Below are 13,930 nucleotides of genomic sequence, written 5' to 3'. Positions count from 1 at the left end.
TCGAGGGGAGGGTGCTAGCGAAGCGAGGCGGGTGGGGTCACCTCAACTGCCTCAACCCATGACTTAGCAGGATGGAGCACTTCGCGGAGGACCCCCCCCGGCCCTGCGGGCCACCCTCCCCTCAAGGGGAGGGATTTCAGCGTTATTTCAATCAATTTTTAATGTTTTTCGGCCGCGCCTCTGGACAAGGCGAATCACCTTTGATTCTTTACAGACGATTCGGATGTGCGGTGTTGCCGGATCGTCAAGCGTACGGAAATTCGGGGAGTGCCATTTATGGCCAAGGCGGACGCGTGGGGCGCGCCCGAAGGGACGGCTTTTGAGCGGCGCAAGGCGCGAGGCGACGGCCTCGCCGGCAATACGCGGCTCATCGCTGAACCAGCCTACCGGCGGCTCCTGGCTGCCGAACCCCTTCTGCGCCGTTCGATACCGGCTCTCATCATCATCTTCCTGATCGTCATCGCCGCACTGCGCGTGCTGTCGCTGATGAACGAGCGCGACGAGGCCGAGCGCGACGGCAAGGCGGTGCTAGGTCTCGCCGCCGGCCAGATGGCGAACGCAATCTCGGCCGACCCGACCGCGGCATCCAGCGGTGCAATTGATCTTCTGGAAAGCACGAGCCGCCAGGGCGCCATGGGCAGAAGCCATGTGCTTGTGATCACCGACAGCGCCTTCAAGATCATTGCCGTGTCGCCGCTGTCGACCGGCTGGCAAGGGCGATCGCTGGACAGCCTGGTGCTGGACGGCCAGCCGCTGTTCATGTTCGGCGACCGCGCCGGGGTCATGGATGTCAGCATCGGCGGCCAGGACTGGTACGCGGCGGTGAGCCTGACCCGGGACCGCAAGAACGCCGCCGCCGTGCTGGTGCCGCAGGAAGCGGCGTTCGACAACTGGCGCAAGACCGTCTCGCTCAACGTCACGCTGTTTGTGCTGACAGCCGGCGTGCTGATCATCATCCTCTACGCCTATTTCGGCCAGGCATCGCGCGCCCAGACAGCCGACCGCATCTATCTCGAAGCCCATCAGCGCATCGACATGGCGCTGGTTCGCGGTCGCTGCGGCCTGTGGGACTGGGACATGGTGCGCGGCAAGATGTACTGGTCGCGCTCGATGTACGACATGCTGGGCTACGAGCCCTGCAACTCGATGCTGTCGTTCGGCGAGGTCGACGACATCATCCACCCCGAGGACGGCGACCTGTTCGAGCTGGCCAACAAAATCGTCGAGCGCGAGATCGACCATATCGACCAGGTGTTCCGGATGCGTCACGCCGACGGCCAGTGGGTGTGGATGCGCGCCAGGGCCCAGGTGATCGACCCGGAAGCGCCTGAGATCCAGCTGATCGGCATTGCCGTCGACGTCACCGAGCAGCGGCATCTGGCGCTGCGCTCGGAGGCGGCCGACCTGCGCCTGCGGACCGCGATCGAAAACATCAACGAATCCTTCGTGCTGTGGGATGCCGCCCAGCGCCTGATCATGTGCAATTCCAAATACCAGAAGGACAACGGCCTGTCGGACCGCGACGTCATGCCGGGCGCTGCGCGCGCCGTGCTTGAAGAGCGCATGCTGGCCTTCGCCTCGGAACGGCGGCTGGCCAACACCAACGGGCCACAAGGCGGCGCGACCTTCGAGCGGCAGCTTTCCGACGGACGCTGGCTGCAGGTCAACGAACTGAGGACCCGGGACGGCGGCACAGTCTCCGTCGGCTCCGACATCACCCAGATCAAGCTGCACCAGGAAAAGCTGGTCGACAGCGAGCGCCGGCTGATGGCGACCATCCACGACCTCAGCCTTGCCCGCCGTGCCGAGGAGGAACGCGCCAAGGAACTGGTCGAACTCAACCGCGAATACATGAAGGAAACCGAGCGCGCCGAGGCCGCCAACCGGGCCAAGTCCGAGTTCCTGGCCAACATGTCGCATGAACTGCGCACGCCGCTCAACGCCATCATCGGGTTCTCCGAACTGATGGAACAGGGCCTGTTCGGGCCGTTGGGTTCGCCGCGTTACGAGGAATATGCCAACGACATCAACGGCAGCGGCAAATATCTGCTCGGCGTCATCAACGACATACTCGATATGTCGAAGATCGAAGCCGGCCAATTCTCGGTGGACCGCGAGGAAATCGATCTCTGCCCGCTGATCCGCGAGACGGTGCGGGTGATCTCGCTGCAGGCGGCGGAGAAATCGATCACGGTCGAAACCCGCATCGCCGATACGATGACGCTGTTCGCCGACCGCCGGGCGATCAAGCAGATCGCCATCAATCTGCTGTCGAATGCGGTGAAGTTCACCGGCCAGGGCGGCCATATCTCGGTGCGCGCCCGCAACACGTCAGGCGCGCTGGTGCTGACCATCGAGGACAATGGCTGCGGCATTCCGAAGGAGGCACTGAGCAAGCTTGGCCGCCCCTTCGAACAGGTGCAGAACCAGTTTTCGAAGAACCACGCCGGTTCCGGCCTCGGCCTTGCCATCTCGCGCTCGCTGGCCGAGTTGCAAGGAGGAGCGCTGAAAATCCGCTCGACCGAAGGCGTCGGCACGATCGTGTCGGTGCGCATCCCGGTGAAGAAGGCGCAACCGGCGGTGAAGGCGGCGGCCTGACGGCCCGCCAATGCGAGCGGTGCTCTCCGCTGCGTTCAAGGACTGGGTAGCCGCGGTCATGTAAGGGCTCCGGCGGCTTTCGCCGCCGGAGACATATCGCCACTCACTCCATGCTGTCGTCGCCGCCGTCCCATTGGTGGTGGCGGCCCATGCGGCCTTTCTTTGGGAGTTCGTTGCGCTCGATCTTGCCGTCATTGTTGCGGTCGAGCATGGCAAACACCTTCTTCTCACGCCCGGTGATGTCGTCCGTGGTCAGCGTGCCGTCGCCCTTGGTGTCGTAGCGGGCGACGATACGCTTTGCCATTTCTCGAACCGCGCCTTTTCCAGCGCGTCGGCGAGCTGGGCAACGGTCAGCTTGCCGCCATTGTCGGCGACCAGCTTCTTCAGCCGCGCGTTCATGGCGTCGGAAAACCGGTCGAAGCTAATGGTGCCGTTGGAATCCTTCATCGCCTTGTCGAGGCGCATCATCGCGCCCTCGCGCATTCTGGCGCTGGCATTGTTCTCGGCATAGGCGGTGGTGCCAACGGCGCCGGCAAGCGCGACGAAGGCAAGGGCAAGTCCGGTTGTCTTTCTCATGGGTATTCTCCTGTTGCATCGTCACCCCCGATGCGATCCGAAACAGCCGCCAGCGCTTCACGCCCTCACAACCGTTTCGTACGAAGCAAAAGGTCGAAATCCTTTCTGACCTTTTGCGACGTCTCCTTGAGGTGTGCTTCCAGCACACCGAAATCCGGCAGGTCAGTCACCGCCAGAAGCAGATCCGACAGTCCCGGCGGAACGTCATCGCGTTCGAATGCGCCGGTGAGGCAAAGCCGCGTCATCTGGGTCAGCGCCAGATAGAGCTGGTAGGCTTCGCAAAGCTGCTGCCTGACGTCGGCCTCGGCGAAATCCGGCGACAGATGCGCCTGTTTTTCGCCGGTCGCGGTCACCCTGCGGCCGGCTTCGACCTGCCCGGTTATAACCGCCACCTGCGCGATGAATTCGAGGTCGATGAGGCCGCCGGAGATGAGCTTGATGTCCCAGAGATCGCGCGGCGATTTTTCCTTCTCGATCAGCGCGCGCATCTCGGATGCCTCCGCCCTCACCTTGGCGGCGTCGCGCGGCAAGGCCAGAAGTGCCGCCACCTCGGCCTCGACCTCGGCGCAAAGGGCCGCGTCGCCGCCGATGGCGCGCCCCCGGGCCAGCGCCATGTGCTCCCAGGTCCAGGCCTCCTGGCGCTGGTATTTCTTGAAGGCATCGATGTGGGTGGCCACCGGGCCCTTGTTGCCGGATGGCCGCAAGCGCAGGTCGAGCTCGTAGAGAACGCCTTCGGCGGTCGGCGCCGAGACAGCCGCGATCAGCCGCTGCGTCATCCTGGTATAGTAGTGCGATGGTGCGAGCGGCTTGTCGCCGTCGGACTCGTCGGCATTCGCGTCGTGGTCGTAGAGCAGAATGAGGTCGACGTCGGAGCCGGCGGTGAGCTCGCGGCTGCCGAGTTTGCCCATGCCGAGCAGCGACACGGTGCCGCCGGCGATGCGGCCATGACGCAGCGCGAATTCGGTGGTCACCGCCTGCAATGCGGCGTCGATGGTGAGGTCGGCGAGATCGAAAACGGCGGGGCCGGGGCGGGCGGGGTCGATCTTGCCGGCGAGCAGCCTGACACCGATCAGGAATTTCTGCTCGGAGGCAAAGATGCGCAAACGGTCGAGCACGTCCTCATAAGCCCGGTCGCCTTCGATGAAAGCGGCCAACCGCGCTGAGAGATAGGCTCGGTTGGGCAGTTCGGCGAGCAGCGCCGGGTCGAGCAGGCCGTCGAAGACATGCGGGCGCCTTGTGATGATTGCCGCCAGCCGAGGCGCGGCGCCCATGATCGTCGCCATTAGTTTCAGCAGGGCGGGATTCGACTGCAGCAGCGAAAACAGCTGGATGCCGGCGGGCAGGCCGGCGAGGAATTCGTCGAAGCGAACCAGCGCCTCGTCGGCCCGGCGCGTCTGGCCGAAGGCTTTGAGCAGCGCCGGCGTCAGTTCGGTCAGCCGCTCGCGCGCTTCCGCAGACTGGGTGACGCGGTAGCGGCCGAAATGCCAGCCTCGAATCACGCGGCAGATGTCGCTTGGCCGCTGGAAGCCAAGGCCGTGCAAGGTCTGCAGCGTGTCGGGATCGTCGACATCGCCGGTGAAGACCAGATTGCCGACGCCGGCCGACAATTCAGGCGCGGTCTCGAACAGCGCGGCGTAATGGCGCTCGACCTCATGCAAAGCCGCGCGAAAGGTTTCGGCAAATCTGGCGGCATCGGCAAAGCCCAGCATATGGGCGATGCGTTCCAGCCCTTCATCATCGTCGGGCAGATTATGCGTCTGCTCGTCGGCGACCATCTGGATGGCGTGTTCGACGCGGCGCAGAAACCAATATTGCTGCGTGAGCGCGTCGCGTGCATCGGCGGTGATCCAGTTGCGCGCCGCCAGCGCACCCAGCATCGGCACCGTCTCGCGGCCGCGCAGCTCCGGAAAACGGCCGCCCGCGATCAGTTGCTGGGTCTGGACGAAGAATTCGATTTCGCGAATGCCGCCGCGGCCGAGCTTGACGTTGTGTCCTTTGACCGCGATCTCGCCATGACCCTTGTGGGCATGGATCTGGCGCTTGATCGAATGAACGTCGGCGATCGCCGCATAGTCCATGTATTTGCGCCAGACATAGGGCTGCAATTCCCGCAGGAACGCGTCCCCGGCATCGAGATCGCCGGCCACGGGACGCGCCTTGATCATGGCGGCGCGCTCCCAGTTCTGGCCGCGCGCCTCATAGTAGCGAAGTGCTGCCTCGACCGGGATCGCCAGCGGCGTCGAGCCTGGATCGGGACGAAGCCTCAAATCGGTGCGGAAGACATAGCCGTGCCCGGTGCGGTCCTGCAGGATGCGGACCAGCCTGCGGGTCAGGCGCGCAAACAGCTCTGTGGCCTCGAGCGGATCGACGATCGCCGGCGCATCCGGATCGAAGAAGACGACGAGGTCGATGTCGGAGGAGAAATTCAGTTCATGCGCGCCAAGCTTGCCCATGCCGAGCACGATCCAGCCGGATTGCCGTGACGGATTTTCGGGATCGGGCAATTTGAGCTTGCCTTGGCTGTGCGCCTCGCGCAGCAGGAAGTCGACCGCCGCGCAGGTGCAGGCATCGGCGAGATTGCTGAGGCGCCTTACCGTCAGCGCGGTATCGGCCTCGCCGGAGAGGTCTGCAAGTGCGATCAGGAAGTGAGCTTCACCCTTCCACTGCCTGAGTTCCATCATCAGGCTGGATTCGGAAACGGTCTCGGAAAAGGCGGCCTTGCCGATCGCTTCGGCGATGGCGAGCAGCCGAGCCTCGACACTGACATCGAACAGCGCGTCGAGGATTTGCGGCCGGCGGCGCGCGACATCGCGGAGGAAAGGCGAGAGATCGAAGACCGCAGCGAGAAACTCCTGGGCCGCGCCCTTGCCTCCTAGGAATTTCGCCAGCCGCGGCAGGTTCTCGTCCTTGGCATCGCCAGCGATCTCCGACAGTTCACGCCGGGCGCGGGTCTCATCCAGCGGCGCGAGCTGCGCCGCCAGTTGCAGGCGCCATTCGGTCTCGATCCGTTTCTGCGCCATCCGCACCGCCATCAATGGTCCTCCCGCCCCGGGAAGCTCATGATAACGGACAATCCGGGATTGGCAGGCAGAAGTTCAAGCCGGCCATTGTGAAAAGTCATGATCGCCTTGGCGAGGCTGAGACCAAGGCCGGATCCCGGCTGCGAGCGGCTCTTTTCCAGCCGCACGAAGCGCTCGGTCGCCCTGGCGCGGTCGGCATCGTCGGGGATGCCATGGCCATTGTCGGAAACGGAAAGGCGGATTTCGTGACCGACGCGCTGCAGGGCTACGCGCACGGCAGGCTTTTCCGTCGCATCGGTCGAGTATTTGATGGCGTTGTCGACGATGTTCGACAGTGCCTGGCCGATCAGCTCGCGGTTGCCATCGACGGAAAAATTCCCGTCCGCGGCAGTTTCAAGCACCACGCCAGCCTCCTCCGCCACCGGCTCATAAAGCTCGACAACGTCATGCACCGCGGCGGCGAGATCGACCTTGCTGGTGCTCTCCGAGGAATAGCCGGCCTCCAGCCTGGAGATCATCAGGATGGCGTTGAAGGTTTTTATCAGCTGGTCGGATTCGGCGATGGTGCCTTCCAGCGCCAGCCGGTAGTCGGTGGTCTTGTGCTTGCCCGAAAGTGTGGCCTCGGCGCGGTTGCGCAGCCTGGTCAGCGGCGTCTTCAAATCATGGGCGATGTTGTCGGAGACCTGCTTCAGCCCTTCGTTCAGCGTCGCGATCCTGGCCAGCATGGTGTTGAGGTTTTCCGACAGGCGGTCGAACTCATCGCCGGCGCCGGTCACCGGCAGCCGTCCCGTGAGATCGCCGCCCATGATGCGGCGGCTTGCCTCCGAGACGCTGTCGATGCGCTTCAGCGCGGCGCGGCCGACAAGGAACCAGATCAGCAGCCCGCCCAGGCCCATCATGCCCAGCGCCAGCATCAGCGCGCGGCGGACGACGGCGCGGAAGCGCTCGGGCTCGCCGAGATCGCGGCCGACAAGCATGATCATCTGGTTGGGCAGCCGCAGCACCAGCGCGATGGCGTTGTGGCCCTTCTCGCCCTCGGACTGAATTTCGGTCTCGCCGGGCTGCGCGCCGTTCGGGTCGGCAGCCTGGTTGCGCTGCCGTTCGAGCTCACCTTCGCCGAAACGGCGATAGGAGAAGGGTTCGGTCGTCCAGCCATCGGTCTCGAGCACCCCCGGTGCCAGGCTCTGCACGTTGCCGGTGAGGATCTGGCCGTTGACATCGGCAATGAGATAGAGGTTGGCGCCGGGCTGGCGCGAGCGCTGCTCGACGACGCGCACCAGCCGCGGCAGGCCGCCGCTCTGATAGGCACGGGCGAGGCCGAGCACCTCGTCATTGATGGTCTGCTGGGTCTGGCCGGTCAGCATGCGGGCCGACAACGACGTCATGTAGAAGACCAGCAACACGGCACATAGCGCGAAAAGCAGGAAATAAAGCGCTGAAAGCCGCGCCGCCGTCGTCCTCATGATGGCCGGCAGGGAAAGGGCCATCGAGTTCTAGCTCATGATGAGATTTGGCTGAAATCTCATCATGACCTACCCCTTTGTTGGAGCATGATCTTCTCCAAAAACCGGTACCTACTTTTTGGGATCATGCTCTAGCCGCTCTTCAGCATATAGCCGGCGCCGCGAACCGTATGCAGGATCGGCTTGTCGAAACCCTTCTCGATCTTGCCACGCAGGCGCGAGACGTGAACGTCGATCACGTTGGTCTGCGGATCGAAATGATAGTCCCAGACATTTTCGAGCAGCATGGTGCGCGTCACCACCTGGCCGGCATGGCGCATCAGATATTCGAGCAGGCGGAATTCGCGCGGCTGCAGCGTGATCTCGCGCGCCGCGCGCTTGACCGAATGGGACAGCCGGTCAAGCTCGAGATCGCCGACCCGGTAGACGGTTTCGGCCTCCCTGGCGCTGGCGCGGCGGTTCAGCACCTCGACGCGGGCGAGCAATTCGGAAAAGGCATAGGGCTTGGTCAGATAGTCGTCCCCGCCGGCGCGCAGACCGGTGACGCGGTCATCGACTTCGCCCAGCGCCGACAGGATCAGCACCGGCGTGGTGTTGCCGCGCGAGCGCAGGCCGGCAATGACGGAGAGCCCGTCGCGGCGTGGCATCATGCGGTCGACGACCATCACGTCATAGTCGCCGGCATCGGCCAGCGCAAAGCCGGTTTCGCCGTCGCCGGCGACATGGGCGGTGTGCCCAGCCTCGGCAAAGGCCTTCTGCATATAGTCGGCCGCCTCGCGATCGTCTTCTATGACGAGAATCTTCATAGAGCCGTTATACGCGATTTCGCCGGAAGATTGAGGGGCCGCCATGAGCGCAAAAGCTTTCGTTCAAGCATGTCGTTTTGCCAAAACCGCAGTGCACTTTTGGGCGACATGCTTCGCTGTTAGAGCGGCAGCGGGCGATGGGCGCCCGCTGCCGCCGGGGGCAGAACACGATGACTGACTAACGCGTTCGGCCCCTTGCTTCCCGTGCGGCGGCTCGGGGGTGTTGAAACCGCCGCACTGGAAACTGTGTGATGTCAGCCTTTGGCGACTGGCAGCGCGACGAAGCGGTTTGAATCGTCGCGGGTGATCTGCATCAGCACCGCCTTGCGGCCGGACTTGACCGCATCGGCCATCGCCTTGGCGACGTCTTCGGTGCCGTTCACCTCCGTCGAATTGACCGAGGTGATGACATCGCCGGGCTGGATGCCGCGGTCGGCGGCATCGCTGTCGGGATCGACATCGGTCACCACCAGGCCCTTGCCGTTTTCCGACTTGGTGACGGTGAGGCCGAGATCGGCCAGCGCGGCGGGCTTTGCCGGTGCCGCGGGCTGCTGCGGGTCGGCCGAGGCCTGCTTGTCAGTGGATGGCAACGTGCCGAGATCGACCTTGATGGTCTGGCTCTTGCCGTCGCGCCACACCGTGACGTCGACCGACTTGCCGGGTGGGTAGGCGCCGATCAGACGAGCCAGTTCCTTCGGCGATGCGACGTCCTTGCCTTCGACCTGGGTGATCACGTCACCGGCGGTGATGCCGGCCTTCTTGCCGGGGCCACCGTCCTGGGCGCCCGAAACCAGAGCCCCGTTCTGCGACTTCAGGCCCAGTGATTCGGCGATGTCCGATGTAACCGGCTGGATTTCGACGCCGAGCCAGCCACGCTGCACCGAGCCGCTCTTCATCAGATCCTGCACCACCTGCTTGGCGGTCGAGGCCGGAATGTCGAAGGCGATGCCGACGCTTCCGCCCGACGGCGAGAAGATCGCGGTGTTGATGCCGACGACCTGGCCGTTAAGGTTGAAGGTCGGGCCGCCCGAATTGCCGCGGTTGACCGAAGCGTCTATCTGGATGAAGTCATCATAGGGACCGGCGCCGATATCACGGCCACGGGCCGAGACGATGCCGGCGGTGACGGTGCCGCCGAGGCCGAACGGATTGCCGACGGCCACCACCCAGTCGCCGACGCGAACCTTGGAATCGTCGGCGAAATCGACATAGGTGAACTTGCCGACGCCATCGACCTTGAGCACCGCCAGATCGGTGCGCGGATCGGTGCCGATCAGCTTGGCGTCAAGCTCCTTGCCGTCATTCATCACCACTGTGAAGGCGGAGCCTTCCTCGACGACATGGTTGTTGGTGACGAGATAGCCATCATCGGAGATGAAGAAGCCAGAACCCTGCGCCACCGGACGCGGCTGGTCGTTGTTATGGTCGCGGTGGCTGAAGCGACGATTGCCGCCGTCATGGCCGTTCTGATCACCAAAGCCGCGGAATTGCTTGAAGAACTGGCGCAGCTGCGGATTGTCGGGCAGGTTGTTCATGCCGTCCGGATCGTCGGACTGGTCGGAGCCGTCATCGGCGGCAGGCTCGATCTTGGCCTTGACCTTGACGCTGACCACGGCCGGCGAAACGCGCTCGACGACATCGGCAAAGCCCGGCACCTGGGGCGCTTCGACCCGCACGGCGTCGGCCAGAACGGGAGCTGTACCAGTGGCAACGGCGCCGAAACCGATGCCGCCGGCAATGGCCAGCGAAGCGGCGGCGGCCAACAGGCGTTTGCGGGTGCGGGAATATGGGTTGGGGGCGATAGTCATGGGTCTCGTATCCTCTTTTCACTGGATGCGGCTCAGGCAGAGCATCCTCGGACAAGAGAAATAGAGAGGCGCACATTACGGCGCCATTTCCGGTGCATGAAAGTTTTGTAATGTTGGGCGGTCGCACAAATCGCTTGGTTGCGCTCGCCTGCTGCCCTATGGTGTACACAACTCAGCACAAGGCTTTCACAATGACAGCAAGCACCACCATGACCATTCGAGTCTCGTCCGAGACCAAGCTGAAGCTGGAGCAGATCGCTACCGATACCAGGCGTAGTAAATCGTTCCTCGCCGCCGAGGCGGTCTCAGCCTATGTCGATCGCGAGCTGGATATCATCGAAGGCATAAAACGTGGCATGGCCGACGCAGAGGCTGGCCGTGTCGTGCCCCACGACGACGCCATGGCGGAGCTCGACGCGGTGATCGAAGCAGCGAAAGCCAGGCGCGCAGGCAAGGCGTGAAGCGGTTCGTCACCTGGTCGCGAGAAGCGCTGGACGATCTCACGCAGCAAGTTGCCTTTATCGCTCAGGACAATCCTGCCGCCGCCCGACGCCTCGCGGACCGTATCCGTGAAATGGGCCGGGGCCTTGGTGATATGGCGACGGGCCGACCTGGCCGGGTAACAGGCACTTATGAGAAGCCCATCGGCCGCCTGCCCTACATCATTGCCTATGAATTGCGCCTGATCGCCGGCCGTCAGAGCATTGTTATCCTGCGCGCCATCCACACGTCGCGGGACTGGCCTTTGGAGGAATGGCCGAGCTAGTCGCTCAGCATCTTGTCCAGCGCCGCCTGTTCCTCGGCGCTCAGCGCCTTGGTTGCCAACGAGCGGCGGGAGCGTGTGGTCAGCACAATGAAAATGCCGCCGACTAGAAGCAGAAGCACCGGCGTGCCCCAAAGCAAGGCGTTGCGCGGGCTGAAGCGCGGCTTCAACAGCACGAACTCGCCGTAGCGCGACACGATATAGTCCATCACCTGCTGGTCGGTATCGCCGGCAACCAGGCGCTGGCGCACCAGGATGCGCAGGTCGCGGGCGAGGTCTGCATCGGATTCGTCGATGGACTGGTTCTGGCAGACCATGCAGCGCAGGCCTTCCGACAGGAGCCGCGCCCTCGCCTCGAGCGCCGGATCGGTGAGAACCTCGTCCGGTTTCACCGCTTGCGCGGCGCCGGCAAACAGCAGCGCCAGAAGCAGGGTGAGCGAGGCCAACGAGAACCTGGTGCTCACGGCGCGCCTGCCGACGGCATGGAGGCTGCCTGCTTGCGGCGGCGCGAGGGTGCGCCAACCCGCAGGCGACGGTCGAGCAGCGACATTGCGGCTCCCGCCATCATCACCAGAGCTCCGCCCCAGATCAGCGTCACCAGCGGCTTCCACCACAGGCGCACCACGACGGATCCATCGGTGCCTTCATCGCCCAGCGACAGATAGAGCTGGTTGAAGCCGATCGTCTCGATGCCGGATTCGGTCGTCGTCGTCTGCCGCACCGGAAAGAAGCGCTTGGCCGAGGTGATTTCGGCTGAAACGCCGCCATCGGCGCCGATCAGGGAAAAGCGGCCGCGCTGCTCGCTGTAGTTCGGACCCTGCGCCGGGAAGAGGCCGTCGAAACGCAGCGTGTGGCCGGAGAGTTCGACGCTCTCGCCGGCATGCATCGACAGTATCCTTTCGGTGCCGAAGCACAGCGTGCCGACAATGCCGAGCGTCGTCAGCCCGAGGCCGAGATGGGCAAGTGCAGTGCCGAACACCGAACGCGGCAGGCCGGCGAAACGGCGCAGCATGATGGCGTGCGACACATTGCCAAAGCCGGACTTGACGGCGAGGTCGGTGAGCGCGCCGCAGACCAGCCAGCAGGCGAGGCCGACACCAAGTGCGGCGAACACCGACGCGCCGTCGATGAACAGCCCGGTGACCAGCATCGCCAGGAGAGCGGCGCCGAAAGCCGCCATCAAGCGCTGGGCGACGGCATAGAGGTCACCGCGCTTCCAGGCGAGCAATGGTCCGAAAGGAACCACGACCAGCAGCGGCACCATCAGCGGGCCGAATGTCAGGTTGAAGAAGGGGGCGCCGACTGAGATCTTGCCGGCCGAAAGCGCTTCGACCGCCAGCGGATAGAGCGTGCCGACCAGCACGGTGGCCGTGGCCGTGGTCAGGAACAGATTGTTGAGGACGAGTGCGCCTTCGCGCGAGATCGGGTGGAACAGGCCGCCGGCCGTCAGCCGCGAGGCGCGCAGCGCAAACAGGGCCAGCGAGCCGCCGATGAACAGCGTCAAAATGCACAGGATGAAGATGCCGCGGGTCGGATCGGTGGCGAAAGCATGCACCGAGGTCAGCACGCCGGAGCGCACCAGGAAGGTGCCGAGCAGCGACAGCGAGAAGGTGAGGATGGCAAGCAGCAGCGTCCAGATCTTGAGCGCCGAACGCTTCTCCATGACGATCGCCGAATGCAGAAGAGCCGTGCCGGCCAGCCACGGCATAAAGGAGGCGTTTTCGACCGGATCCCAGAACCAGAAGCCGCCCCAGCCGAGCTCGTAGTAGGCCCAGTAGGAGCCCATCGCGATGCCGCCGGTGAGGAACATCCAGGCGACCAGCGTCCACGGCCGCACCCAGCGCGCCCAGGAGGCATCGATGCGGCCTTCGATGAGGGCGGCGACCGAGAAGGAAAAGCAGATAGAGAACCCGACATAGCCGAGATAGAGCAGCGGCGGATGGATGGCGAGGCCAAGATCCTGCAGGACCGGGTTGAGATCGCGGCCCTCGATCGGCGCCGGATTGAGCCGGGTGAACGGATTGGATGTCGCCAGGATGAACAGGAAGAAGGTGGCGCCGATCGCCCCCTGCACGGCCAGCACATTGGCGCGCAGCGTCGCCGGAAGGTTGGAGCCGAAGACAGCGACCAGCGCACCGAAGAAGGTCAGGATCAGCACCCAGAGCAGCATCGAGCCTTCGTGATTGCCCCAGGTTCCGGTGATCTTGTAGATCAGCGGCTGCAGCGAATGCGAGTTTTCCCACACGCTCGCCACCGAGAAATCGGAACTTGCATAGGCGCCGGCGAGTGCTGCGAACGATAGCGCCGTGAGCGCGAAGCCTGTGACCGTGACGGGACCGCCGACAGCCATCAGCCTCTGGTTGCCGGTACGGGCGCCGATCAGCGGCACCAGCGTCTGCACCAGCGACAGCACAAAGGCGAGGACGAGCGCGAAGTGTCCGGTCTCAACCATTACTGGCTCTTGCTCTCTTGCCACACGCCCTTGGCCTTCAGCCCGTCAGCGACTTCCTTGGGCATGTAGCGCTCGTCATGCTTGGCCAGCACGCTGTCGGCGACGAAAACGCCGTCGGCGCCAAAGCTGCCTTCGGTGATGACGCCCTGCTCCTCGCGGAACAGATCGGGCAGGATGCCGGTATAGCTGACCTTGACCGATTTGTGCGTGTCGGTGACCGAGAACGCAACCGTCGCGCCCTGCCCGCGCACGACCGTGCCCTTTTCGACGAGGCCGCCGAGCCTGATGCGCTGTCCCGGCTGCAAGCTGGCGGTGGTCAGATCGGCGGGCATATAGAAATAGGAGGCCTTCTGGCCCAACGCATAGAAGGTCAGCCCGGTGGCGGCGCCGAGGAAGGCAAGACCTCCGACAATCACCGACAATCGCTTCTGCTTGCGCGTCATG

The 13,930-nt window shown here is 64.2% G+C and carries 12 protein-coding genes; 3 read left to right on the top strand and 9 right to left on the bottom strand.

The window, feature by feature from the left end; genetic code table 11:
- Positions 1-276 precede the first annotated feature (276 nt).
- Positions 277-2,598, top strand: a complete 2,322-nt coding sequence (locus NKH35_RS23100; protein WP_023684522.1) for a PAS domain-containing sensor histidine kinase — start codon at positions 277-279, stop codon at positions 2,596-2,598.
- A gap of 103 nt (positions 2,599-2,701) precedes the next feature.
- On the opposite strand, the gene NKH35_RS23095 is transcribed toward NKH35_RS23100, so the two are convergent.
- The 6 genes from NKH35_RS23095 to NKH35_RS23070 form a co-directional block, all read right to left on the bottom strand.
- On the bottom strand, positions 2,702-2,902 hold the full coding sequence (locus tag NKH35_RS23095) for a hypothetical protein (RefSeq protein ID WP_352916556.1): 201 nt from the start codon (positions 2,900-2,902) through the stop codon (positions 2,702-2,704).
- A complete protein-coding gene (locus NKH35_RS23090) occupies positions 2,851-3,174 on the bottom strand; it encodes a hypothetical protein (protein WP_352916554.1) in 324 nt (107 codons plus the stop codon). The genes NKH35_RS23095 and NKH35_RS23090 overlap by 52 nt, the downstream gene beginning before the upstream one ends.
- 65 nt (positions 3,175-3,239) lie before the next feature.
- Entirely contained in the window at positions 3,240-6,206 is a 2,967-nt protein-coding gene (locus NKH35_RS23085; protein WP_352916552.1) for a bifunctional [glutamine synthetase] adenylyltransferase/[glutamine synthetase]-adenylyl-L-tyrosine phosphorylase, read from the bottom strand.
- Complete coding sequence (locus NKH35_RS23080) at positions 6,206-7,681, bottom strand: sensor histidine kinase (RefSeq protein WP_023684525.1); 1,476 nt, start codon at positions 7,679-7,681, stop codon at positions 6,206-6,208. The genes NKH35_RS23085 and NKH35_RS23080 overlap by 1 nt, the downstream gene beginning before the upstream one ends.
- Positions 7,682-7,788: 107 nt before the next feature.
- On the bottom strand, positions 7,789-8,463 hold the full coding sequence (locus NKH35_RS23075; RefSeq protein WP_023670185.1) for a response regulator transcription factor: 675 nt from the start codon (positions 8,461-8,463) through the stop codon (positions 7,789-7,791).
- 254 nt (positions 8,464-8,717) lie between these two features.
- Positions 8,718-10,271, bottom strand: a complete 1,554-nt coding sequence (locus NKH35_RS23070; protein ID WP_023752740.1) for a Do family serine endopeptidase — start codon at positions 10,269-10,271, stop codon at positions 8,718-8,720.
- A 191-nt stretch (positions 10,272-10,462) separates the two neighbouring features.
- On the opposite strand from NKH35_RS23070, the gene NKH35_RS23065 reads away from it, so the two are divergent.
- Together NKH35_RS23065 and NKH35_RS23060 are read left to right on the top strand one after the other, a co-directional pair.
- Positions 10,463-10,732 (top strand): CopG family ribbon-helix-helix protein, encoded by a 270-nt coding sequence (locus tag NKH35_RS23065; RefSeq protein WP_023684527.1) that lies wholly within the window; start codon positions 10,463-10,465, stop codon positions 10,730-10,732.
- A complete protein-coding gene (locus NKH35_RS23060; protein ID WP_023670182.1) occupies positions 10,729-11,037 on the top strand; it encodes a type II toxin-antitoxin system RelE/ParE family toxin in 309 nt (102 codons plus the stop codon). The genes NKH35_RS23065 and NKH35_RS23060 overlap by 4 nt, the downstream gene beginning before the upstream one ends.
- Here NKH35_RS23060 and NKH35_RS23055 read toward each other — a convergent pair.
- From NKH35_RS23055 to ccmE, 3 genes are read right to left on the bottom strand one after another with little or no spacing between them, the layout of a single operon-like run.
- Entirely contained in the window at positions 11,034-11,498 is a 465-nt protein-coding gene (locus tag NKH35_RS23055; RefSeq protein WP_023670181.1) for a cytochrome c-type biogenesis protein, read from the bottom strand. The genes NKH35_RS23060 and NKH35_RS23055 overlap by 4 nt on opposite strands.
- Positions 11,495-13,486 (bottom strand): heme lyase CcmF/NrfE family subunit, encoded by a 1,992-nt coding sequence (locus tag NKH35_RS23050; protein ID WP_023684529.1) that lies wholly within the window; start codon positions 13,484-13,486, stop codon positions 11,495-11,497. Before NKH35_RS23050 ends, NKH35_RS23055 begins: the two co-directional genes overlap by 4 nt.
- Positions 13,486-13,929 carry a cytochrome c maturation protein CcmE gene (ccmE, locus tag NKH35_RS23045; protein WP_023670179.1) on the bottom strand — a complete coding sequence of 148 codons (444 nt, stop codon included), beginning with the start codon at positions 13,927-13,929 and terminating at the stop codon, positions 13,486-13,488. The genes NKH35_RS23050 and ccmE overlap by 1 nt, the downstream gene beginning before the upstream one ends.
- Position 13,930 lies beyond the last annotated feature (1 nt).

Source organism: Mesorhizobium sp. M1143 (genome assembly GCF_040318435.1).
Classification (GTDB): Bacteria; Pseudomonadota; Alphaproteobacteria; order Rhizobiales; family Rhizobiaceae; genus Mesorhizobium.
Note: the sequence above shows the minus strand (reverse complement) of the source record. Positions and strands in the feature narration are given on the sequence as shown.

Bases quoted from the DNA above. Each gene is read 5' to 3' on its own strand.
- NKH35_RS23050 (WP_023684529.1), bottom strand. From the start codon at position 13,486: ATGGTTGAGACCGGACACTTCGCGCTCGTCCTCGCCTTTGTGCTGTCG.
- NKH35_RS23090 (WP_352916554.1), bottom strand. From the start codon at position 3,174: ATGAGAAAGACAACCGGACTTGCCCTTGCCTTCGTCGCGCTTGCCGGC.
- NKH35_RS23100 (WP_023684522.1), top strand. From the start codon at position 277: ATGGCCAAGGCGGACGCGTGGGGCGCGCCCGAAGGGACGGCTTTTGAG.
- NKH35_RS23080 (WP_023684525.1), bottom strand. From the start codon at position 7,681: ATGGCCCTTTCCCTGCCGGCCATCATGAGGACGACGGCGGCGCGGCTT.
- ccmE (WP_023670179.1), bottom strand. From the start codon at position 13,929: ATGACGCGCAAGCAGAAGCGATTGTCGGTGATTGTCGGAGGTCTTGCC.
- NKH35_RS23075 (WP_023670185.1), bottom strand. From the start codon at position 8,463: ATGAAGATTCTCGTCATAGAAGACGATCGCGAGGCGGCCGACTATATG.
- NKH35_RS23085 (WP_352916552.1), bottom strand. From the start codon at position 6,206: ATGGCGGTGCGGATGGCGCAGAAACGGATCGAGACCGAATGGCGCCTG.
- NKH35_RS23065 (WP_023684527.1), top strand. From the start codon at position 10,463: ATGACAGCAAGCACCACCATGACCATTCGAGTCTCGTCCGAGACCAAG.
- NKH35_RS23095 (WP_352916556.1), bottom strand. From the start codon at position 2,902: ATGGCAAAGCGTATCGTCGCCCGCTACGACACCAAGGGCGACGGCACG.
- NKH35_RS23070 (WP_023752740.1), bottom strand. From the start codon at position 10,271: ATGACTATCGCCCCCAACCCATATTCCCGCACCCGCAAACGCCTGTTG.